We start from the raw sequence: 20,117 nt of genomic DNA on the forward strand, positions 1-20,117 counted from the left end.
AGAGCTTGAACAAGCCCGTACCGGAGATCGACCCATGGATAGACTGGAAGTATTCAAGATTATCGCGCTGCAAGCGAGCAAGGGCGAACTGACGTTCCCCGCCAACGTCAAGGCCACCTTGAAGCTTCAGGAAGCGCTGGACGACCCCGATTGCCATATCGAAGCGGCCGCACGGATGGTCATGGCCGAGCCGTTGCTGTCGGCCAGGGTCGTGGCCTTGGCCAACTCGGCCGCCTACAACCGTTCCGGCAATGAAATCGCCAATGTGCGCGCGGCCGTCTCGCGCCTGGGCTTTGCCACCTTGAAGTCGATGGTGGCGTCCGTTATCGTGCGCCAGCTGGGCAGCCAGATCACGGACCCGCAATTGCGCGCCAAGTCCGCCAAGCTGTGGGAACACACGGCCCACGTGGCTGCGTTGAGCCAGGTCATCGCCAAAAAGGTCACGCATGTGGACGTGGAAACGGCCATGTTCGCCGCCATCGTGCATGAAGTGGGCGGCTTTTATCTGCTGTCGCGCGCCGAGGAATATCCTGGCTTGCTCGACGACAACACGGAAGACTGGATCGAATACGGCGAAAAACTGATCGGCCGCGGCGTACTGCGCCAGCTGCAAGTGCCCGACATGGTCTTGCAAGCCGTGGAAGGCATGTGGCATGGCGGCAGCCCGTTTCCGCCCCGCACCCTGGGCGCGACCCTGGTGCTGGCCAATGATTTGTCGCCCGTGGGCTCGCCCCTGCATCCGCCGGAAAGCGCCGCGCGGCGCCAGGCGGCGGCGAAGATCGACTTCGGCATCGGCGGCAGCACCCTGCACACCATCCTCGACGAATCGGCCGAAGAGATCGAATCCCTGGCCGCGGCCTTGCTGGTCTGACGCTCTTCTTTCTGCTATCCCCGCCTTTGCTGCGGGGATTTTTTTCGTCCGCATTTTGATGCGCTTGCCCCATGGCATACAATCGCCGGCCCGGCTATCCGCCGGACCGCTTTCCTCCTCTTACCCAAAGGATTTTATGCAGAAGCTGTTTTCTTCCCTGGCCGCCACCGCCCTCGCTTCCAACCTGGCGCTGGCATTTTCCGCGCAAGCCGCCGCGCCTGCCGCGCAGGGCTTGCCCATCGTGCAGGAAGCGCCGCTGCGCGCCCACCTGGCCTTCCTGTCCAACGATTTACTGGAAGGCAGGGGTACGGGCCAGCGCGGCGCCGACCTGACGGTGGCTTACCTGGAAGCCCAGGCACAGATGGCCGGACTGCAACCCGTGCGTGGCAACAGCTACCGCCAGAGTGTGCAAATTGCCGGCGTGAAGTCCTTGCCACAAGACAGCAGCCTGCAAGCCGTGGCGGGTGGCAAGAGCGTGCCGCTGGCATTCGGCCCGGACTGGGTCTGGGCCACGGGCGACTCCGTTGCCGCACATTCCTTTGACGCGCCGCTCGTGTTCGTCGGCTACGGCATCACGGCACCGGAAGAGGGCTGGAACGATTTCAAGGGCGCCGATGTCAAAGGCAAGATCGTCGTCATGATGGTCAACGACCCGCAGCCGACCAGTGCCGAGCCGAGCCGCTTCGCTGGCAAGGCGCTGACCTATTACGGCCGCTGGACCTACAAATTCGAAGAAGCCAAACGCCAGGGCGCCGCTGGCGTATTGCTGATCCACACGAAACCGTCCGCTTCGTACGACTGGAGCGTGGTGCAGAACAGCTGGAGCGGCAGCGAGCGCTTTCAATTGGCCGACCGCACCGCCGGCACGCCGCTGCAGGGTTGGATTGCAGAAGATGCGGCGCGCCGTCTGTTTGCGGCCGGTGGCCAGGACCTGGATGCCTTGCGCGCGCAAGCGGAAAGCAAGGACTTCAAGGCCGTCGCATTGAATGCCAAGCTGTCGGGCGAGATGAAGTCCGCCGTGCGCAAGGTGGAGCAGTTCAATATCGCCGGCATGGTGCCGGGCACCGATCCGACATTGAAGGATGAAGCCGTCATTTACAGCGGCCACTGGGACCACCTGGGCAAGCAAGGGGAGACTGGCGACACCATCTACAACGGCGCCGTCGACAACGCTTCCGGTACGGCCGGCTTGCTGGCCATGGCGCAGGAAGCCGTGAAAAAGCCGGCGAAGCGCACGCAGATTTTCCTGTGGGTAGCGGCCGAGGAACAAGGCTTGCTGGGCAGTGCCGCCTACGCGGCTGACCCGTTGTGGCCTTTGAACAAGACGGCCGCCGCGTTGAATCTTGACAGCCTGAACTTTGTCGGCGCCACGCACGACATCGGCGCGCAGGGCAGCGAGCGCACGGAGCTGGGCGCCATGGCCGCTACGGTGGCCAAAGCCATGGGCATGCACATTGCTGCCGCGCGTCCTGACCTGGCCGGCGGCTACTTCCGCAGCGACCATTTCAGCTTTGCCAAGGCGGGCGTGCCCGCGTTCTCCATCAATGGCGGACGCGAGTACATCAAGGACGTGGCAGCGTCGAAAGCCAAGGCGGCCGCCTACGGCCCCCGCTACCATCAAGTGACCGATGAGTACGACGCCAGCTGGGATTTGTCCGGCATGACGCAGCAGGCGCAGTTCACCTTGAACCTGGGGCAGGCCGTGGCGAACGCCGCCAGGATGCCGGCCTGGAAGGCGGGCGATGCGTTTGGCAAGGCGCGTGAGCAGGCCGCGAAATAAGACGTGGTCCGTGCATACAATGTTGTCGGATTACGCGCGGCCTCGCCGCGCTAATCCGACCTACGTCTGTTCGCTTGGAGCAAGTGCGTAGGTCGGGTTAGCGCGCCAGCGCGTAACCCGACAACATTGTTGGCGCCGCAGCGCCGGATCAAGCCGCCCGTTCCAGCCTGCGCTGCGTATGCCGGTACTTGCTCCACACCAGCAGCATCAACAGCGGCATGGCGCCGCCCACCATGCATAGCGCGGGCCAGCCGCCGGCGGCGAAGCTGGCGCTGGCCAGCGCCGAGCCTGCCGAAGCGCCGATGAAGCCACCCGCGATGAAGACGGTGGTCACGCGCGCCCGCGCATGCGGCGCCAGTTTGTAAATGATGGACTGGTGCGTCACTTGCAAGCCCATCACGCCCATGTCCAGCAGGACTATGCCAATCAGCAATAGTACCAGCGAATGGGCGCCAAAGCCGATCAGGGCCCAGCCCGCGATCGAGGCGACGGCCAGCAGCCAGGTGGCCTGGCGCGCGTAGCCGCGGTCGGCCATGCGGCCCGCCGTATTTGCGGCAAAGGCGCCCGTGGCACCGGCCAGGCCGAACAGGCCGATCTGCATTTCCGAATAGTGGTAGGGAGCGCCGCTGAGCAAGAAGGTCAGGCCCGTCCAGAACACGCTGAAGGTGCCCAGGCCCAGGCCCGAGAACAGGGCGCGCTGGCGCAGCAGGGGTTCCTGGCGGATGATGTCGGCCAGCGAGGCCATCAGCTTGCCATATTGCAGCTTGCCACGCGGCGCTTCGTTCGGCAGGATGCGGCGCAGCATGACGAGCAGGGCGGCCACGACGATGGCGGCCAGCACGTAGACGGTGCGCCAGCCGCCGCTGATCTGCGACACGGTGCCGGAGACGGTACGCGCCAGCAAGATGCCCAGCAACAAGCCCGTCATGACGGTACCCACCATGCGGCCCCGGCTGTGATCGGGCGCATACGAGGCCACCATGGCCGTGACCACCATCAAGGCGCTGGCCGTGATCCCCATCAAGACGCTGGCAATGGCAAAGACGATGATGTTCTGACTGGTGGCAGCCAGCAGCAGGGCGCCTATCTTGGCGATCAGCATCCACGTCAGCAACTGGCGGCGGTTCAGCACGTCGCTGAGCGGCACGAGAAACACGATGCCCAGCACATAGCCGATCTGCGTGGCCGTGACCAGGTAGCCCGCTTGCGGCACGCTCACGCCAAACGAGGCGGCCAGCATGGACGTGAGCGGCTGCACGTAGTACAGGCTGGCGACGAGCACGCCGGCGGACAGGGCGAACAGCAGGATGCGGGTGGCGCTCAGCAGGGTGCTGGCGTCGAGGGAAGGGGGGACTGCAGGTTTCATGCGATACAGCTTTCGAGTGATGCTTTTGGATCAGCATGATAGCGGGGCTGCGCATTTCTTGCCGGGCGCGGCCGATTTTTGCGGCGTGGCGGTGGACAAGACAGCAGGCAAAAAAATCCCGGCGATCGTTGCCGACGGCCGGGAAAAGGGTATAGGGGGATATACCGAGGGAGGAAAATGTCCGTTACTGCTGCTGCGCCAACTCCGCATGCACCTGCGCCGTAATTTCATACGAGCGCAGCCGGTGCTGGTGCTCGAAGATCTGCGAGGTGATCATCAGCTCGTCGGCACCCGTTTCGGCGATGAAGGCGGCCATCTTTGCCTTCACCGTCTCCGGCGCGCCGATGGCCGTGCAGGAAAGGACGGAGTCGAGCATGGCGCGTTCCTGCGGGCCCAGCTGTTCCAGATAGCCGGGCACGGGCGGCTGCAAGCGCGACGGGCGGCCCGTGCGCAGGTTCACGAAGGCTTGCTGCATCGAGGTGGCGCGCAGGTGCGCCTCGGCATCCGTGTCGGCGGCAAACACATTGAAGCCCAGCATCACGTACGGTTTGGCCAGTTGTTTTGAAGGCTTGAAGTGTTCGCGGTAATACGCCACGGCTTGCATCATCATTTGCGGCGCGAAGTGCGAGGCGAAGGCGTATGGCAAGCCCAGGTGCGCGGCCAGCTGGGCGCCGAACAGGCTCGACCCCAGTATCCACACGGGCACTTTCGCGCCCTTGCCGGGCACGGCCAGCACGCGCTGGCGCGGCTCGTCGGACATATAGTCGATCAATTCCAGCACGTCTTGCGGAAACTGCTCCGCGTCGGACTGCAGGTCGCGGCGCAGCGCGCGCGCCGTCGTCTGGTCGGAGCCGGGCGCGCGGCCCAGGCCCAGATCGATGCGGCCCGGGTGCAGCGCTTCCAGGGTGCCGAATTGTTCCGCGATGACCAGCGGCGAGTGGTTCGGCAGCATGACGCCACCGGCACCCACGCGAATGGTCTTGGTGCCGGCCGCCACATGGGCGATCACGACCGCCGTGGCGGCGCTGGCGATGCCGGGCATGCCGTGGTGTTCGGCCAGCCAATAGCGGTTGTAGCCCCAGCGTTCGCCGTGCTGCGCCAGGTCCAGCGTGTTCTTGAATGACTGGCTGGCGTTGCTGCCTTCAGCGATGGGCGCGAGGTCGAGTATGGAAAATGGAATCATGGTAGCGATATCGGGACGTGGTGGAAAATCACAATGGACGATTTGTCTATCCCCTGATGCTGGCAGGGTCACCCTGGACAGCGTGGCGGGGAAGACAGGCTGCGCACATGATAATGCGAATCGGGAATTTGCGTACTGATCGGTAAAAAACTCATGCTGATTGGAAATCGGTGCGGGCGATGCTAGAGTGGGCCTCCCCACTTTATGCACCCCGCCATGTTCAAGAAACCCCTCCTGCTGTCCCTGCTAGCCCTGATGCTGCAGCCCTCCGTTCACGCCGCCCCCGTCAGCTTGCAGGCGCAGGACACGGCACGCCATGCGCTGGCCACCTATCCCGAAGCGCTGATCGCCAGCCTGGCAAAAATGGTCAGTTTCAACACGGTGGCCGATCCGGCCGTGCCGTTTGCCGACAATCCCCAGCACACGGGCTTCAAGCGCTACCTGGCGGCCGAGGCGCAGCGCCTCGGTTTCGACTTCCACGATCATGGCCACGTACTGGTTATCGGCATGGGCAAAGGCAGCGAAAGGGTGGGCGTGATCACGCACGGCGACGTGCAGCCCGTCAATCCCGCCAAATGGGCCCGCTCACCGTTCGAACTGGACCGTACCAGCGAAGCTGGAAAACTGCTGGGACGGGGCACGGAAGACGACAAGGGCCCCATCGCCACGGCCCTGTATGCGATGAAAGCCATCCAGGACAAACAGATACCGCTGAACAAGCGCATCGAGCTGTACGTCTACATGGCCGAGGAATCGGACTGGGAACCGTTGAAACAGTTCTTGAAAACCCACACGCCGCCGCAGGTGAACATCACCATCGATGCGGAATATCCGGTGGTGACGGCCGAGAAGGGCTACGGTTCGATCAAGCTGGCCTTGCCGCCGCGCACGGCACTGCCAGCCGATGGCGGCCCCGTGCTGACGCGGCTGACGGGCGGCTTTTTCGGCAGCCAGATTCCGGAAGATGCAAGCGCCGTCATCGCGCACGCTCCGACGGCGCTGGAAGCGGCCATCCGCGCCCGTGCGCAGGGCCAGCAGGGCATGCGCTACAGCTATGCGCGCGCTGGCGACACCCTGACGGTGACGGCGCTGGGCGTGTCGGCCCACTCGTCGAAACCGGAAGACGGCGTCAACGCCATCAGCATGCTGGCCGACGCGCTGGCCGTGCAGCCTTGGCAGGGTACGCAGGCGGCCGACATGCTGTCATTCCTGAATGAACTGGTGGGTACGGGCATCTACGGCGAGCGCTTTGGCCAGATCGCTTACCGCGACGGTTTCATGGGGCCGATGACGGTGGCGCCTACCGTGCTCAAACAAGATGGCAGCACGCTGGAACTGAACATCAATTTGCGCCGTCCGCAAGGCAAGACGGCGGCCGTGCTGCAGCAGCAGGTGACGGCCGCCTTCGATGCCTGGAAGGCGCGGCGCCAGGTGCCGGCCGCGCTGCAGGTGCAGATCGGCGAGCCGTGGCTGCAGACGGGCGCGCCGCAGATTCCCACTTTATTGTCCGTCTTCGAGCATTACACGGGCATGGCGAATCCGCAACCGGTGGCGATTGGCGGCGGCACCAATTCACGGCTGTTTCCAAACGCCGTCAGCTTCGGCCCGGCCATGCCGCACACGGTGTATACGGGGCATTCCGAACACGAGTTCATCACGGAAAAACAGCTGCTGCTGAACTTGCAGATGTACACGGCCGTGCTGATCGAGCTGGCGAAATAGCTGCTTGCAAAAATAGAAGGAAGTCATAGACTGCAAGCCTGAGACGAATCCAGGCGCCGAACTTTTTATGCGCATGCCGGTCTTACGTCTGTATGCAGGAAGGGAGCAGCTATGCATGAACAACATGAGGCCCGGCAGGCGCCAGGCATGCCAGGCGGGGTGGTGCCGCGCCTGAACCCGAGTCAGGAGTGGTCATGAACTGGCCGCTGGAAATGGAAGTGGCGCACAAGCTGGCGCAGATGCGGGGCTGGCTGGAACAGGAGCGTGCCGGTGCCGTGCGCCTGCGCGGCGTGGACTGGTTTGCGTGGGCCACGGCGGGCGCGTCGAACAGCCATAGCCATACGGCCGAGTGCGGCTGCGCGGAAGTGCTGGTGACGCGCGACGCCGCCTACATCCTGACGGACGAAGCCGAAGCCATGCGCATGCGCGACGAGGAAGTGCGCGGGCCATGGACGTGGCAAGTGTCGCCCTGGATGCAGCCGCAGTTGTATGAATTGCGCGAGCATTTCGTGCAGCATGCGGCCGGTGGTGCGCCTGTATTGTCCGACCGGGCAGGCTTGCACGAACGCAGCCTGCCCGTGGCCTTGCGCGAAGAGCGGCTGGTGCTGCTGGAATCGGAGCAGCAGCGCTATCGCCAGGTCGGTCAGCTGGCCGCCGGGGCCGCCGCCGATGCGCTGCGCCAGGCCCGCCCCGACTGGAGCGAGCAGGAACTGGCCGCCGCCTGCGTGCGCGCCCTGTGGCTGCGGGGCTTGCAGGCCGTACACGTGCTGGTCAGCGGCGAGGCGCGCCAGCACCGGTATCGGCGCGCGCCCCCGGCCCAGCTGGTGCTGGGCAGGCAAGCCGTGCTGGCCCTGTGCGCACGGCGTTTCGGCCTGTGCGCCAGTCTCAGCCGTCAACGGCGCTTCGGCCCCGCGCAGCGTCGCGTTGATGGCGCGGCGGTGGCCATGGACGATGCCGATGCCGCCATGCTGGCGCTGGAAGCGGTGGCGCTCGACGCTTGCGAAACGGGCCATACGCTGAGCATGGTGTATCACGCGCTCGACAGCGCCTACGCGTATGCAGGCCAACCCGACGCAGTGCGCACCAGCAGGCAGGGCGGCATCCATGGCTACCTGGCGCCCGAAGTGGCGGCCGGCGCGCACACGGAAATCATCCTCAAGCGTGGCATGGCGCTGGCCTTCCACCCCAGCCTGCCCGGCAGCACGGTGGAAGACACCTTTCTGCTCGACGGCAAGCAATTGCACAACCTCACGCACGACCCGGCCTGGCCTTCGGCCGTGGTGCAGGGGCGCAGCCGGCCGCTGACACTGGCCATGGCCTGATGCGGCCATGTGCGCAGCGGCAAGCATCGGCAAGCCCCGGCATCGATCAATAGCGCTGCATCATGCCTTTTGCATGCTGACCCGGTCGTCGATCTGGAAGGCGAACCGGGTATTTTGCGTGAAGGTGCGCGTCGTGCCGTCGTCCAGGTGCAAGGTGACGCGGTACAGCCCATGCCCGCCACCCCCTGCGTGCTGCCGCCCGCGTGCATGCCAGGCAGGTCGGCAGCAGCGTTGTTTTCAATCTCAGCTTGGTCTGCTCATGGTCGAACACGCAGGATCGTCACCTGCGCTGATACGGATGGCAGCGATTGCTACATGAAGAGCATGGCGGCGCAGGGATGTTCGGCAGCCGTCATGAGCGATTGAGCTAGATCAAGCGTCTCATTGCTGTGCTTGGTATAAACGATGCTGGTAATCACTAGGTCGTGTGCCTGCACGTTTCCTCACTGTTGATTCGGGAGAAAAAATGTCATCTGGTCCTACCGCAAAACTGATCGATGAGTTGGTGCTGGCCGTAGTCGGCACCGCGCGCGATGCCCGTGCGCGCCATGTACTGGCCCAGGCCTTGCATGGTCTGGTGCGGCTGGCGCGTTCGGAGCACTTGCTGGACATGCAGCGTGATGCTGCACGCGCCGTGAGCGCCGGCAGCCGGCGCGAGACGCGCGCCCTGATGCGGCGCCTGGGCACGCGCAGCCAGGGGCAGTTGCCGCTGGCATTGCAGGATTGCGAAGCGGACCGTGCCTGACTGGCTGGCATTGCCCCAGTTCAGGTTCCAGGCTGCGCTGCGTCCTTGCCGAGGGCGGCGACGACCATTTTTGGCCAGAGGAAACACAGAGGCAGGCAGACCGCCGCTGCGGCCGTGATATCGACCACCCAGTCGCTGACGGCGCCATGGCGGTAAGGCAGGAAACTCTGGATGAATTCGTCCAGCGCGCCCATAACCGCCACCATCAGCACCGACAGCAGCGCCCGGCGGGTCATGCCGCCGCCCATGCCGCTGAACAGGATCAGGGCCAGCACGCCGTAGCCGAAGGAATGCAGTACGCCGCCCGAGGCATATTGGCCCACGTCAGCGCGCATGCCGGGTATGTCGCCGATCAGAATCACCAGCGAGTACAACACCAGGGCCGTGCGGTAGCGCAGGCGTGCGTGGCGGTCGGCAAAACAGAGTTCAAGCAAGGGTGCAGGCATGATGCGTCAGGACGGTGGAAAGGCAGTCACAATATCATGTGCATGGCGGAACCTTGTGTTTTTGCGCAGGAGCTTGTCTTGCAGGCAAAAAAAAGGCCCGCGGGGACGCGGGCCAAAAACCCAAATGAGTGGGTCAAGAGTTGAGAGTTGCTCGGTACTTACCATGTCGCGCACCTTGCCGGTGCCCGCCACGGTCATGAAAGGGGAGTGGTGTGCCATCGCAGCACACCTGTCTGTAGTCAGGCATATCGGTTGCCTGTACAGCAGATGAAGCAAGTATAGGGGGCGAACATGACGGGCTGATGACACGCCGCAACATTTTTTTGCGACAGGCAGAATGACTGGAAAGATTGGGTGGCATGGCAAGAATGGCCATGTTTCATGAGTGACAGCAAAAAAAAAGCCCGCTGGTGAAAGCGGGCTTAAAACTATTTTCTTGGAGGAGAATAGTGGAGACAGGTGCATTATGCTGCGTTGCACGATATGTGTCTAATGATCTTTTTAGATATGCGTTATTATTTTTTTATATAACTCCCTTGTTTCCCTCTCACTCCTTCACGGCCACCGTGTAGTTGAGCGCCATGCGTCCGCCATCGACATAGATGGTCTGGCCCGTCATGTAGGTGGCGTCGTCGCTGGCCAGGAAGGCGGCGATGCCGGCCACTTCTTCCGGCTCGCCGCAGCGGCCCAACGGCGTGCGCGACAAAATCGTGTGGCGCGCATGCGGGCTGGACAATACCGCCTGCTTGGCCAGTTCCGTCAGGATGGTGCCCGGCCCGATGCCGTTGACGCGCACGCCATGCGGCGCCAGGTTCAGGGCCATGACCTTGGTCAGCTGGTTGATCGCGCCTTTCGACACCACATAGGGCACTTGATTCGGGATCGCCAATTCCGCATTCACGCTGGACATGTTGATGATGCAGCCGCTGTTGCGCTTGACCATCTCGCGCGCTACGGCCTGGCCGCACAGGAACATCGATTTCAGGTTGATGCGCATGACCCTGTCGAAATCGTCTTCGCAGACATCGAGGAAATCGGCCGCGTGCGTGACGCCCGCATTGTTGATGAGGATATCGATGTGGCCGAACTGGGCCAGAGTTTCCTTCAGCATGGCATCGACGTCTGCCTTCTGGCTCACGTCGGCGCAAAAGAAGCGCGCTTGCGGGCCGAGGGCGGCCGCTGCCTGCGCGCCTTCTTCCTTGATGTCGACCAGCATCACTTGCGCCCCTTCGGCGATCAGGCGGGTGGCGCACGCCAGGCCGATGCCTTGCGTGGCCCCCGTGACGATGGCGGTTTGATTGATCAGTTTCATGCGGTCTCCTCGGCGGTATTAGGGGCCGCGCCCAGCTCGCGCGGCAATGGGCAGATTTTAATCCCTGGGCAGGAATTAGAGGAGGATGGGTTCGTTCGGTAACTGGTTGCCACGCGTGCCGCTGGCGGGGAAGTGGCTTTGCAACAAGGTATTCAGCTGCTGCAAGGCATCGAGCGTACTATCATGGAAATTACCCTCCTTGAAGCCTCCCGTCATGATGCGGCACACGGCTTGCCACTGTTCCGGCGTGACGCGCCGGCCCACGTTGCGGTCGGCCACGATATCGACCTGGTGTTCGGCCAGGTTGATATAGATCAGTACACCAACGTTATCTTCCGTATCCCATACACCATACTGGGCGAACAGTTCGCGTGCCCGCTCGCGGTTGCTCACGCCCTGGTAGGCCATGCCGGGTGTCAGGGCCGCCTCAACGATCAGGCGTACTTCCGCCTGGTGCATCGCCTCACCGTCGGCAATCGTCGTTTCGATGGCTTTCAGCGTGCGTTCAGGAAATGCCTGGCGCGCCGTTGCCGGCGTGCCGCGCAAATGCTTCAAGGCGCGTCCGCAGCGCTGTCCAAAGGTCAGTTGTTTCGTCATTACCAATCTCCCGAGGCGCCGCCGCCGTCAAAACCGCCGCCGCCGCCACCGAAACCACCGCCGCCACCGCCACCGCCAAATCCGCCACCGCCGCCGAAGCCGCCGCCGCCACGGTTGTTCAGCGCCTGGCTGAGGATGCTGCCCAGCACGACGCCCGTGGCGCCGCTGGACCAGTTGCTGCCGCGCTGCAGCCGCGTAGGTCCGCCGCGCGAGCGGAATACGGTCAGCAAGACGAGAAAGCCGAAGAACAGCAGCGGCAGCCAGAAGGTCAGGCCGCCCGCTTCCACGGTGGCCGGAGCCTTCTGCTGTGCGGGGGCGGGGAATTGCTCCTGGTTCAGCAGGGTGGCAATCGCGCCAATACCAGCGACCAGGCCACCGTAATAGTCATTTTGCTTGAAATGGGGCGCGATCACGTCCTGCAGGATGCGTTTCGATTGCGCATCCGTCAGCACGCCCTGCACGCCGCGCCCCGCTTCGATACGCAGGCGGCGCAGGGACGATGGATTGTCTTTCGCCACCATCAGCAACACGCCGTCATCGACGCCCTTGCGGCCCAGCTTCCAGGCATCCGTCACGCGGATGCTGTATTGCTCGATGGCTTCCGGTTCCGTGCTCTTGACCAGCAGTACGGCGATCTGGCTGCCCGTCTTGGCTTCGTAGTCGGCCAGCACGCCTTCCAACGCCGCTTTCTGCTTGGCGTCGAGCATGCCGGCGTTATCCGTCACGCGCGCCGCCAGCGGCGGCACGGCTTGCAAGCCCTGTGCGCTGGCGGGCAGGCTGGCGCACAGCAGCAGTGCCATCGCCAGCGCTGCCAGAGAAGACCAGGCTTTCATCTTATTTGCCGAAGTTGACGGTTGGCGCGGTCGAAATGGATTTTTCGTTTTCCACCGTGAACGAAGGCTTGACCTTGTAGCCGAACATCATGGCCGTCAGGTTGTTCGGGAAGCTGCGCGCATGCACGTTGTAATCTTGCACGGCAACGATGTAACGCTGGCGCGCCACGGTGATGCGGTTTTCCGTGCCTTCCAGCTGCGACTGCAAGTCGCGAAAGCTCGTATCGGCCTTCAAGTCAGGATACTTCTCGGACACCACCATCAGGCGCGACAGGGCCGACGACAGCTGTCCCTGCACTTGCTGGAATTTTTCGAACGCGGCCGGGTCGTTCAGCACTTCGGGCGTGATCTGGAAACTGGTGGCGGCGGCGCGCGCCTTGGTCACCGCTTCCAGCGTTTCTCGCTCGTGCGTGGCATAGCCCTTGACGGTATTCACCAGGTTGGGGATCAGGTCGGCACGGCGCTGGTACTGGTTGACCACTTCGCCCCAGGCGGCCTTGGTCGCTTCGTCCTTGGTCTGGAAGTCGTTGTAGCCGCAGCCCGTCAGGATACCGGCCAGGACGGTAACGCTCAGCGCCAGGCGCAGCCATTTGGTGAATTGATTGGTGATTTGCATGATGGGTTCCGTGCAGAGTAAAAGGGATGAGGCAAATATACCTGAAACGGCCCGGGATGTCGGTTTAATAAGCGCAGGCCGCCGCCCCTGGGGGGCTGTCTCCTGTCTTGTAAGGCCCGCGCCGCGTTACAATATGGGGTTTGCAACTGAATATAGAGAAGGTGTGCCGTGAATTTCATCAATAAATTATCCGCCGCATGGACGGCCAATAATTCCCTGCTGTGCGTGGGACTGGACCCCGACCTGGCGAAACTGCCGGCCGAACTGCGCGACTTGCCCGATGGAATCACCACCTTTTGCACGCGCATCATCGACGCCACGGCCGACCTGGCCTGCGCCTTCAAGCCGCAGATCGCGTATTTCGGCGCGCTGGGCGCGGAAAAGCAGCTGGAAGACATCTGCCGCTACGTGCGCGAGAATTACCCGCATATCCCGCTGATCCTCGACGCGAAACGGGGCGACATCGGCGCCACGGCCACGCAATACGCGCGCGAAGCGTTCGAGCGCTACGGCGCCGACGCCGTCACCGTGAATCCCTACATGGGCGAGGATTCGCTCGATCCCTACCTGGCGTGGAAAGACCGCGGCGTGATCATCCTGTGCCGCACCTCGAACCCGGGCGGCTCGGATCTGCAATTCCTCGACACGGACGGCGTGCCCCTGTACCAGCGCGTGGCGCGCCTGGTGGCCGAGAAATGGAACAAGAACGGCCAGTGCGCGCTCGTCGTCGGCGCCACCTTCCCTGAAGAACTGGCGCAAGTACGCGCCATCGTGGGCGACATGCCGCTGCTGGTGCCCGGCATCGGCGCCCAAGGCGGAGATATTGCCGCCACCGTCGGCGCGGGCCAGACGGCGAACGGCATGGGCATGATGATCAGCTCTTCGCGCGCCATCATCTACGCCACGCCGCAAGCGGGCGAAGACTTCGCCGATGCGGCGCGCCGCGTGGCAATCGAAACGCGCGATGCCATCAATCAACACCGCGCGTCTGATGGTGTCTGACATAAGCTACTGCGCGTCGCGATTTGCGGCCGGCGATGCTCACTGTGCGATCAATCAACACCGCGCAGCGTAGGTCGGATTAGCGGCGTAGCCGCGTAATCGGACACCAGCACGCTCGGGCCAACAATGTTGTCGGATTACGCGGGGCTTTGCCCCGCTAATCCGACCTACCCGGCCTGGTCCTTCAGTCGCGCATGGGCGCCACCATCTCCGCATAGTCGTACAGCTCACCGAGAATCTCTTCTCCCCGCTCATCCACGGACTCCGACAGCACGTCGATTTCCGTAAACAGCATCTCGATGGTGCGGGCGCCGCCGTCGCCGTCGAACAATCGGGCGGCGCGGTGCTGTTCCCAGCGCAGGCTTTCCGCTTCGCTCAGGGTTTGCGGGAAATTGCGGGCGCGGTAGCGGAACAGCAATTCCTGCAAGCGTTCGTCGGCAAACGAGGGGCGGGCCGTGGCCAGCTTGGCCGGCGTATCGCGGCGCAGGGATTCGAGCAGGCGGCGGTCGTCGTTGCTGACGAAACCATTGTACAAATCTTCATCCACATCCAGGGCGACATTCGCGCCCGGGCGCTGGAACACTTCGGCCCAGATCGCCTCCATGTTCGGCGCCGTGGCGGCCAGCTGCGCGTTGGCGCGCGCCGCTTCCACATCGATGCCCCATTGCGCGGCCATGGCGGGCGACAGGGTTTTCAGGTTGCCGACCAGCATGGGCGACTTGTTCAGGTGCACGCTTTTCACGGGCAGGCGCGTCATGCCTTCCGGCATGGCCTCCTTGCGCGTGAACAAACGCGTACGGATGGTGTCGGCATCCAGATTGAACAGTTCGCGCGGATCGTAGGCGCAGTCCCAGACGAGAATTTCATTTTTATTGCTCGGGTGCGTGGCCAGCGGCCAGACGATGCCCAGGCAGCCCCGTTCGGCGGGGAACATGCCGGACACGTGCAGGAAGGGCTGGCGCTCGCCGGCGGCCAGGTGCATGCCCATTTCACTGGCGACCCTGTCTTTCTTGTGCAGGGCCAGGCAGAATTCGAACAGTTTCGGCTGCCTTTCACGGATCAGGCGGGCCAGGGCGATGGTGGCGCGCACGTCGGACAGCGCATCATGCGCCGCTTCGTGGGCCAGGCCATTGGCCTTGCTCAAGTGTTCCAGCCTGAAACTGGTCTGGCCATCGTCGCGCTTCGGCCATTGAATGCCTTCCGGGCGCAGCGCGTGCGTCATGCGCACCACGTCGAGAATGTCCCAACGGCCGCAATGGTTCTTCCATTCGCGCGCATACGGGTCGATCAGGTTGCGCCAGAACAGGAAACGCGTGACTTCATCATCGAAACGGATGGTGTTGTAGCCCACGCCGATGGTGCCCGGTTCCGAAAAGGCCGCTTCGATGGTGGCGGCGAACTGGTGTTCGGGCACGCCCAGCTGCAAGCATTGCTGCGGCGTGATGCCCGTGATCAGGCACGATTGCGGGTCGGGCAGGAAGTCATTTGCAGGCTGGCAATACAGCATGATCGGGTCGCCGATCTCGTTCAGGTCGGCATCCGTGCGGATGGCTGCGAACTGGGCCGGACGGTCGCGGCGCGGCTGGGCGCCAAAGGTTTCGTAGTCGTGCCAAAGGAAAGTCTGGGTAGTCATTGATGGTCGTTGATGGTCGTTGCTTAATTGGTTATCCGGGCCGCTAAAAGTGCCACTGCTACAGTTTTCTGAAAACCTGCCGATACTACACGAGAGCATGGTCATCATTGCGTTTCCCGCATGGTGGCATATATTGCCCGTTCAAGGAGGTCTATCGTGTCAATTCCCATCGCCGCAAGCGGCAATTCCACCCCTTCCGTGACTTCCGTCAGTACCGGCGTTGCCGGCAAGGACGATAAAGTCCAGCAAAAGGACGGCGTCAAGACTGAAATGAGCGTGAATGACCGCAGCAAGCTGCAGTTGAACGCCTCCATCATGCAGGCGTCGCTAAATGTCTCGATCGGTTCGGAAAACGAGCCGCTGGCGCTGCTGTACAAGACGGCCATCACGAATATCAATGAAGCGCTGAAGGGCCAGTACGGCGACGACGCCATCCAGAACGCAGCCTCGCAGGACAATAGCGCCGAGGCGACGGCAAGCCGCATTGTATCGCTGTCGACGGGGTTTTTTGACGCGTTCAAAAAACAGAACCCCGGCCTTGATGACGATACGGCCCTGACCAAGTTCATGGACACCATCAGCGGCGGCATGGAAAAAGGCTTCAAGGAAGCGCGCGACATTCTGGGTGGCTTGAAAGTGCTGAATGGCGATATCGCCGGCAATATCGACAAGACGTATGAACTGGTGCAAAAGGGCTATGCGGATTTCATCGCCGCGCACAGCAGCAAGAAGGATGAGACCGCCAAGCCGGCCGACAGCAAGGCCAGCTGATCCTTATTACGCCGGAAGCGCCGGAGAAAATGTCCAGGGCGAGGCGCATTGCCGAAGGCAGTACGAATGTACGACGAGGCAATGCAACGACGCCATGGGCTTTTTATCAGGTGCTTACGCGGTTGCGCCCGCCGGCTTTGGCGCGGTACAGCGCCGCATCGGCCGCCGCGATCAACGCTTCGTCGTCCTGTTCCGCCTCCAGCCTGGCCACGCCGAACGAGCCCGTGATGTGCGGCAGCGCGCTGCGCATGTCGGCGAAGATGACGGCGTGCTCCATGCGCTCGCACAGGCGCTCGGCCACCCGCAAGGCGACGTGTTCGTTGGTATCTGGCAAGATCACCATCATTTCCTCGCCACCATAGCGCACGGCAAAATCCGTGGGCCTCAGGGCTGCGCCCAGCACTTGCGCGGCGATGCGCAGCGCCTGGTCGCCCGCCTGGTGGCCGTGCGTGTCGTTGAAGCGCTTGAAATGGTCGAGATCTATCATCACCAGCGACAGCGGAGAGTTGCTGGCGTGAGCGGTGATGATCATGTTCGGCAGTAAATCGGTCAGCCAGGCGCGGTTGTACAAGCCCGTCAGGCTGTCGACCATAGACAGCTGGCGGTAGAATTCGCCCAGTTTCTGGCGCCTGCGCAGCAGGGCATTGGCGGCGCGGATGCGGAAGGACAGCAAGCGCAGCAGGTTGCGCGCCAGACCGTTCGATTGTTCGATCAATTCCCAGACGACGGCCGCGTCGATCACCAGCAAATCGGTTTCTTCCAGGGCAGAAATGGCGGCCAGGTTGCTTGCTTCATCGAGCACCGATTGTTCGCCCACGCTTTCGCCGGGCAAGACCTTGCTGACGGTGCCGTCATCCATACCCGTGTGGGTGTCGGCCGCCACGGCTAGCGAGCCGCGCAGGACGATGTACAGGCTGGTGCCCTTGCTGTCGGCAATGGCTTCGCCCGCTTCGAGGCGCATGACGGGGCAGGGCGCCAGCATGGCGGCCGTCTGGCTATCCGCAGCATCGCAAAATAGCTGTAAATCGCCGATGTTGCAGCCTGAAGCGCCGAAGTTGCCGATATGTTCCACAATCATACTTTCAAAAAGCCGACGCGCGCGAGCAGCGGGACGGTATCTTCATGATAGCGTAAAGCGGCCTTGGCTGTAACGGCAAAGGCTTGCTTGATGTCACTTACTGTGGGAAATACGACAATTATTTCAATGTCGCGTTAATCAGCGGGAATGCTGATGGTTTTGGCATTGTTGTTGCCGCGCGCGAAAGGCGGGCCGGATGTGCAAAGGCAGCCTTGAACGGCTGCCTTGGTCACTAGAGTACTGCGGTGGGTGGAGTTACTCGGCGGTTTCTTCCGCTTCGGCCGTATCGATCACGGCATTCTTGCCGGTGGCGTGGCGCTTGCTGTCTTGCAGGCGGCCCAGGGCGCTATCGATGGCACGTTTCAGCTTGTCGGTGGCGCCGGCCACGGATTGATGCACGGTGGCGTTCTGTTCGGTCACGGCAATCGGCTGATAGCCAGCAACGCGAGCTTCCATGACGCAGCGGATATCGTCGGCGCCGCCTTTCGGGCCGTTCGTATCGCTGATGTGGACTTCGATGCGGGTCAGGTTGTCGCGGAAGCGGTTGAGTGCGCTTTCAAGTACGGATTGCACATGTTCGTTCAGTCCAGCGGTGTTGGCGATGGTGCTGTCGGTATGAATATTGATTTGCATATGCTTACTCCTGTCAATTCAAAAAAAACCCATCTCAGGCGCCATGCACGGCAGCGGTCTATTCCACTGCGGGGGCGCGTCGGCGCCTGGTTCTTGCCTCATGCACTTGATCTCTGTGCATGACTTATCTTACTCCAGTTTCCACAATTTCAAGGGGTCTGCACGATTAAGATGCGCTTAACCCTTCAGCCAGATCAAGTTTCCTTGTGGAATCTTTTTGCCCTGCTGCTTATCCATTGATCAAGCCGGCGGCAATATTGATGGACAGTCCCAGCACGACCAGGTTGAAGAAAAAGCTCAGCACGGATTGCCCCAGCACGATCTGCCGCATCGATCGCGTCTGCACGCAAACGTCCGACGTTTGCACGGCCACGGCGATGGTGAAGGAGAAATACAAAAAATCCCAGTAATCGGGGTTTTGCTCGTCGTCGGGAAATTTCAGGGGACGTAGTGCGGGGTCGGCCTGGTAATACAGGTGGGCATAGTGAAAGCAGAACAGGGTGCCGACGAGAAACCAGGAGCCGACCAGCGTGAGGATCGTCAAGCCGTAATGCAGCGCGCGCTCGTCCGGCGCCATGTCTTTCATCGACGACAGTTGCGAGACGATGGCCACCAGGCTCATCACGGAGGCGACGGACAGGGCCGACAGGACCGTGGCGGCCCGCTCATCCTGGCGCGCCGCCATCACCTTCACCTTGTGATGGTTGGCGCGCATCATCATCCAGGCCATCGTCGCCAGGTAAAACCAGACGGCGACGTTCCACGCCGTCAGCAAACGCGTCATCAGTTGCCAGGACGAGGGCAGCAACAGGCCGGCTGCCACGCCGATGGCCGTGGCCATGCTCAGGTGGGGGCGGCTGCGGATGAAGCTGCGCAAGGGAAACGTGATTTTCATGGTGCGAGTTGGTCAGTAGCGATAGCGCATCTTAGCGCTTAGTGTGCGCTCGCGGTCGCCGTTCTGGCAGCCGCTTCCTTTTCGTGGTGGGGGAAGCGGTCCATGCGTGACAGCACGGGGAACAGCACGGCCCAGATGCCCGTCACGGCCAGGGTGGCGGCGCCGCCGAAGAGCACGGCGCGCACCAGGCCGAACCAGCCAGCCGTCAGGCCCGATTCGAATTCGCCCAGCTCGTTCGAGGCGCCGATGAAGACGGCATTCACGGCGCTGACCCGGCCGCGGATCTCGTCAGGCGTCTCGAACTGCACCAGCAGGTGGCGGATGTAGACGCTGACCATGTCGCCGGCGCCCATCAGGAACAGTGCCGCCAGCGCCAGCGGGAAATAGCTGGTGCTGCCCAGCACCAGGGTGCCCAGGCCGAAGACGGCCACGCCGCCGAACATCCAGGCGCCCACGCGGCGCGTGATGGGAAAGATGGCCAGCGCGATCGAGCACAGGGCGGCGCCGGCGCCCGGTGCCGTGCGCAGCAGGCCCAGGCCGCTGGGGCCGATATGCAGCACGTCATGCGCGAGCGCCGGCAGCAGGGCCGTGGCGCCGCCGAACAGCACGGCGAACAGGTCAAGTGAAATGGCGCCCAGCACGATGGGTTTCGACCAGACGAAGCGCAAGCCTTCGAGCAGGGTATGCCAGCTGACGGGTTCGCGCTTCACCACTTGCGGCGCCGGCGTGGTGGCGCGCATCAGCAAGACGGATACCACCAGCAGCGCGGACGAGATCAAATACACCACCTTGGGGCCGAAGTAATACAGCAAGCCGCCCAGGGTGGGGCCCAGGATGATGGCCACGTGCGAGCTCGATGAGCTGAGCGCGACGGCGCGGCTGAAGTGCTGCGTGGGCACCATGTTTACCAGCACGGCTTGCGTGGCCGGCATCATGAAGGCGCGCGCGCTGCCGAACAGCACCAGCACGGCAAACACGGGCCAGACGATGGAGAGTCCACTCAGCGTAAAGGCCAGCAGGGCCAGCGCGCAAGCGAGCTGCGCCGCCAGGCACCAGGCGATGATGTTGCGGCGGTTGTAGCGGTCGGCGACATGGCCGGCCGGCAGGATCAGCACGAGGAAGGGGGCGAACTGCGCCAGGCCGATCAGGCCAAGGTCGAACAGGCTGCCCGTGATCTGGTACACCTGCCAGCCGATGGCCACGCTTTGCATCTGCACGGCCACCGTGCCCAGTACGCGGGCGGACAGGTAAAAGGCGAAATTGCGGTGACGCAAGATACTGAAGCCGTTGCCGGCGGACGCGAGGGACATGA

The 20,117-nt window shown here is 63.0% G+C and carries 19 protein-coding genes; 7 read left to right on the forward strand and 12 right to left on the reverse strand.

The annotated features are described in order from the left end of the window. Window positions 1-34: 34 nt before the first annotated feature. Together CLU92_RS25420 and CLU92_RS25425 are read left to right on the forward strand one after the other, a co-directional pair. Complete coding sequence (locus CLU92_RS25420) at window positions 35-871, forward strand: HDOD domain-containing protein (RefSeq protein WP_101484127.1); 837 nt, start codon at window positions 35-37, stop codon at window positions 869-871. Between the two features lie 136 nt (window positions 872-1,007). Continuing rightward, on the forward strand, window positions 1,008-2,651 hold the full coding sequence (locus tag CLU92_RS25425) for a M28 family peptidase (RefSeq protein ID WP_101484128.1): 1,644 nt from the start codon (window positions 1,008-1,010) through the stop codon (window positions 2,649-2,651). A 148-nt stretch (window positions 2,652-2,799) separates the two neighbouring features. On the opposite strand, the gene CLU92_RS25430 is transcribed toward CLU92_RS25425, so the two are convergent. Then, window positions 2,800-4,017, reverse strand: a complete 1,218-nt coding sequence (locus CLU92_RS25430; protein WP_101484129.1) for an MFS transporter — start codon at window positions 4,015-4,017, stop codon at window positions 2,800-2,802. A gap of 184 nt (window positions 4,018-4,201) precedes the next feature. Next, window positions 4,202-5,200 carry an LLM class flavin-dependent oxidoreductase gene (locus CLU92_RS25435; RefSeq protein WP_101484130.1) on the reverse strand — a complete coding sequence of 333 codons (999 nt, stop codon included), beginning with the start codon at window positions 5,198-5,200 and terminating at the stop codon, window positions 4,202-4,204. 216 nt (window positions 5,201-5,416) lie between these two features. On the opposite strand from CLU92_RS25435, the gene CLU92_RS25440 reads away from it, so the two are divergent. The 3 genes from CLU92_RS25440 (at window position 5,417) to CLU92_RS25450 (ending at window position 8,989) form a co-directional block, all read left to right on the forward strand. Beyond that, complete coding sequence (locus tag CLU92_RS25440) at window positions 5,417-6,922, forward strand: dipeptidase (protein WP_101484131.1); 1,506 nt, start codon at window positions 5,417-5,419, stop codon at window positions 6,920-6,922. 194 nt (window positions 6,923-7,116) lie between these two features. Continuing rightward, window positions 7,117-8,244: a M24 family metallopeptidase gene (locus CLU92_RS25445; protein ID WP_101484132.1), complete on the forward strand. Its 1,128-nt coding sequence runs from the start codon at window positions 7,117-7,119 to the stop codon at window positions 8,242-8,244. A gap of 466 nt (window positions 8,245-8,710) precedes the next feature. Continuing rightward, on the forward strand, window positions 8,711-8,989 hold the full coding sequence (locus CLU92_RS25450) for a hypothetical protein (RefSeq protein WP_101484133.1): 279 nt from the start codon (window positions 8,711-8,713) through the stop codon (window positions 8,987-8,989). Window positions 8,990-9,009: 20 nt separating this feature from the next. Here the strand turns inward: CLU92_RS25450 and CLU92_RS25455 are convergent, their stop codons facing one another. The 5 genes from CLU92_RS25455 to CLU92_RS25475 all read right to left on the reverse strand — a co-directional run bounded on the left by CLU92_RS25455 (window position 9,010) and on the right by CLU92_RS25475 (window position 12,793). After that, window positions 9,010-9,435, reverse strand: a complete 426-nt coding sequence (locus tag CLU92_RS25455; protein WP_257561902.1) for a VanZ family protein — start codon at window positions 9,433-9,435, stop codon at window positions 9,010-9,012. Between the two features lie 547 nt (window positions 9,436-9,982). Further along, entirely contained in the window at window positions 9,983-10,747 is a 765-nt protein-coding gene (locus CLU92_RS25460; RefSeq protein WP_101484134.1) for an SDR family NAD(P)-dependent oxidoreductase, read from the reverse strand. A gap of 75 nt (window positions 10,748-10,822) precedes the next feature. Beyond that, entirely contained in the window at window positions 10,823-11,344 is a 522-nt protein-coding gene (locus CLU92_RS25465) for a TPM domain-containing protein (protein WP_101484135.1), read from the reverse strand. Then, window positions 11,344-12,177, reverse strand: a complete 834-nt coding sequence (locus CLU92_RS25470) for a YgcG family protein (RefSeq protein WP_101484136.1) — start codon at window positions 12,175-12,177, stop codon at window positions 11,344-11,346. The genes CLU92_RS25465 and CLU92_RS25470 overlap by 1 nt, the downstream gene beginning before the upstream one ends. Before the next feature lies 1 nt (window position 12,178). Continuing rightward, the gene (locus tag CLU92_RS25475) at window positions 12,179-12,793 is read right to left on the reverse strand and encodes a LemA family protein (protein ID WP_101484137.1); all 615 of its coding nucleotides are present in this window, start codon (window positions 12,791-12,793) and stop codon (window positions 12,179-12,181) included. A 168-nt stretch (window positions 12,794-12,961) separates the two neighbouring features. Here CLU92_RS25475 and pyrF point away from each other — a divergent pair, with 168 nt between their 5' ends. Beyond that, window positions 12,962-13,795, forward strand: a complete 834-nt coding sequence (pyrF, locus tag CLU92_RS25480) for an orotidine-5'-phosphate decarboxylase (RefSeq protein ID WP_101484138.1) — start codon at window positions 12,962-12,964, stop codon at window positions 13,793-13,795. Between the two features lie 184 nt (window positions 13,796-13,979). On the opposite strand, the gene sbcB is transcribed toward pyrF, so the two are convergent. Next, a complete protein-coding gene (gene sbcB / locus CLU92_RS25485; protein ID WP_101484139.1) occupies window positions 13,980-15,428 on the reverse strand; it encodes an exodeoxyribonuclease I in 1,449 nt (482 codons plus the stop codon). Between the two features lie 156 nt (window positions 15,429-15,584). Here sbcB and CLU92_RS25490 point away from each other — a divergent pair, with 156 nt between their 5' ends. Further along, window positions 15,585-16,199, forward strand: coding sequence for a DUF5610 domain-containing protein (locus tag CLU92_RS25490; protein WP_257561910.1), 615 nt, complete (start codon window positions 15,585-15,587; stop codon window positions 16,197-16,199). A 106-nt stretch (window positions 16,200-16,305) separates the two neighbouring features. Here CLU92_RS25490 and CLU92_RS25495 read toward each other — a convergent pair whose 3' ends face one another. The 4 genes from CLU92_RS25495 to CLU92_RS25510 form a co-directional block, all read right to left on the reverse strand. After that, a complete protein-coding gene (locus tag CLU92_RS25495) occupies window positions 16,306-17,271 on the reverse strand; it encodes a GGDEF domain-containing protein (RefSeq protein WP_101484890.1) in 966 nt (321 codons plus the stop codon). 261 nt (window positions 17,272-17,532) lie between these two features. Beyond that, window positions 17,533-17,910: an HPF/RaiA family ribosome-associated protein gene (locus tag CLU92_RS25500; RefSeq protein ID WP_034781728.1), complete on the reverse strand. Its 378-nt coding sequence runs from the start codon at window positions 17,908-17,910 to the stop codon at window positions 17,533-17,535. A gap of 229 nt (window positions 17,911-18,139) precedes the next feature. Beyond that, window positions 18,140-18,805 carry a DUF1345 domain-containing protein gene (locus CLU92_RS25505; RefSeq protein WP_101484140.1) on the reverse strand — a complete coding sequence of 222 codons (666 nt, stop codon included), beginning with the start codon at window positions 18,803-18,805 and terminating at the stop codon, window positions 18,140-18,142. Window positions 18,806-18,843: 38 nt separating this feature from the next. After that, window positions 18,844-20,115: an MFS transporter gene (locus CLU92_RS25510; RefSeq protein WP_101484141.1), complete on the reverse strand. Its 1,272-nt coding sequence runs from the start codon at window positions 20,113-20,115 to the stop codon at window positions 18,844-18,846. Window positions 20,116-20,117 lie beyond the last annotated feature (2 nt).

This window comes from Janthinobacterium sp. 61 (assembly GCF_002846335.1).
In the GTDB taxonomy this organism is placed as follows: domain Bacteria; phylum Pseudomonadota; class Gammaproteobacteria; order Burkholderiales; family Burkholderiaceae_D; genus Janthinobacterium.

What these genes read in the sequence shown, in the direction of transcription:
- CLU92_RS25440 (WP_101484131.1), top strand. Translation starts at nt 5,417, where the DNA reads ATGTTCAAGAAACCCCTCCTGCTGTCCCTGCTAGCCCTGATGCTGCAG.
- CLU92_RS25435 (WP_101484130.1), bottom strand. Translation starts at nt 5,200, where the DNA reads ATGATTCCATTTTCCATACTCGACCTCGCGCCCATCGCTGAAGGCAGC.
- CLU92_RS25510 (WP_101484141.1), bottom strand. Translation starts at nt 20,115, where the DNA reads ATGTCCCTCGCGTCCGCCGGCAACGGCTTCAGTATCTTGCGTCACCGC.
- CLU92_RS25475 (WP_101484137.1), bottom strand. Translation starts at nt 12,793, where the DNA reads ATGCAAATCACCAATCAATTCACCAAATGGCTGCGCCTGGCGCTGAGC.
- CLU92_RS25470 (WP_101484136.1), bottom strand. Translation starts at nt 12,177, where the DNA reads ATGAAAGCCTGGTCTTCTCTGGCAGCGCTGGCGATGGCACTGCTGCTG.
- CLU92_RS25505 (WP_101484140.1), bottom strand. Translation starts at nt 18,805, where the DNA reads ATGAAAATCACGTTTCCCTTGCGCAGCTTCATCCGCAGCCGCCCCCAC.
- sbcB (WP_101484139.1), bottom strand. Translation starts at nt 15,428, where the DNA reads ATGACTACCCAGACTTTCCTTTGGCACGACTACGAAACCTTTGGCGCC.
- CLU92_RS25455 (WP_257561902.1), bottom strand. Translation starts at nt 9,435, where the DNA reads ATGCCTGCACCCTTGCTTGAACTCTGTTTTGCCGACCGCCACGCACGC.
- CLU92_RS25425 (WP_101484128.1), top strand. Translation starts at nt 1,008, where the DNA reads ATGCAGAAGCTGTTTTCTTCCCTGGCCGCCACCGCCCTCGCTTCCAAC.
- CLU92_RS25460 (WP_101484134.1), bottom strand. Translation starts at nt 10,747, where the DNA reads ATGAAACTGATCAATCAAACCGCCATCGTCACGGGGGCCACGCAAGGC.
- CLU92_RS25500 (WP_034781728.1), bottom strand. Translation starts at nt 17,910, where the DNA reads ATGCAAATCAATATTCATACCGACAGCACCATCGCCAACACCGCTGGA.
- CLU92_RS25420 (WP_101484127.1), top strand. Translation starts at nt 35, where the DNA reads ATGGATAGACTGGAAGTATTCAAGATTATCGCGCTGCAAGCGAGCAAG.
- CLU92_RS25430 (WP_101484129.1), bottom strand. Translation starts at nt 4,017, where the DNA reads ATGAAACCTGCAGTCCCCCCTTCCCTCGACGCCAGCACCCTGCTGAGC.
- CLU92_RS25465 (WP_101484135.1), bottom strand. Translation starts at nt 11,344, where the DNA reads ATGACGAAACAACTGACCTTTGGACAGCGCTGCGGACGCGCCTTGAAG.
- CLU92_RS25445 (WP_101484132.1), top strand. Translation starts at nt 7,117, where the DNA reads ATGAACTGGCCGCTGGAAATGGAAGTGGCGCACAAGCTGGCGCAGATG.
- CLU92_RS25450 (WP_101484133.1), top strand. Translation starts at nt 8,711, where the DNA reads ATGTCATCTGGTCCTACCGCAAAACTGATCGATGAGTTGGTGCTGGCC.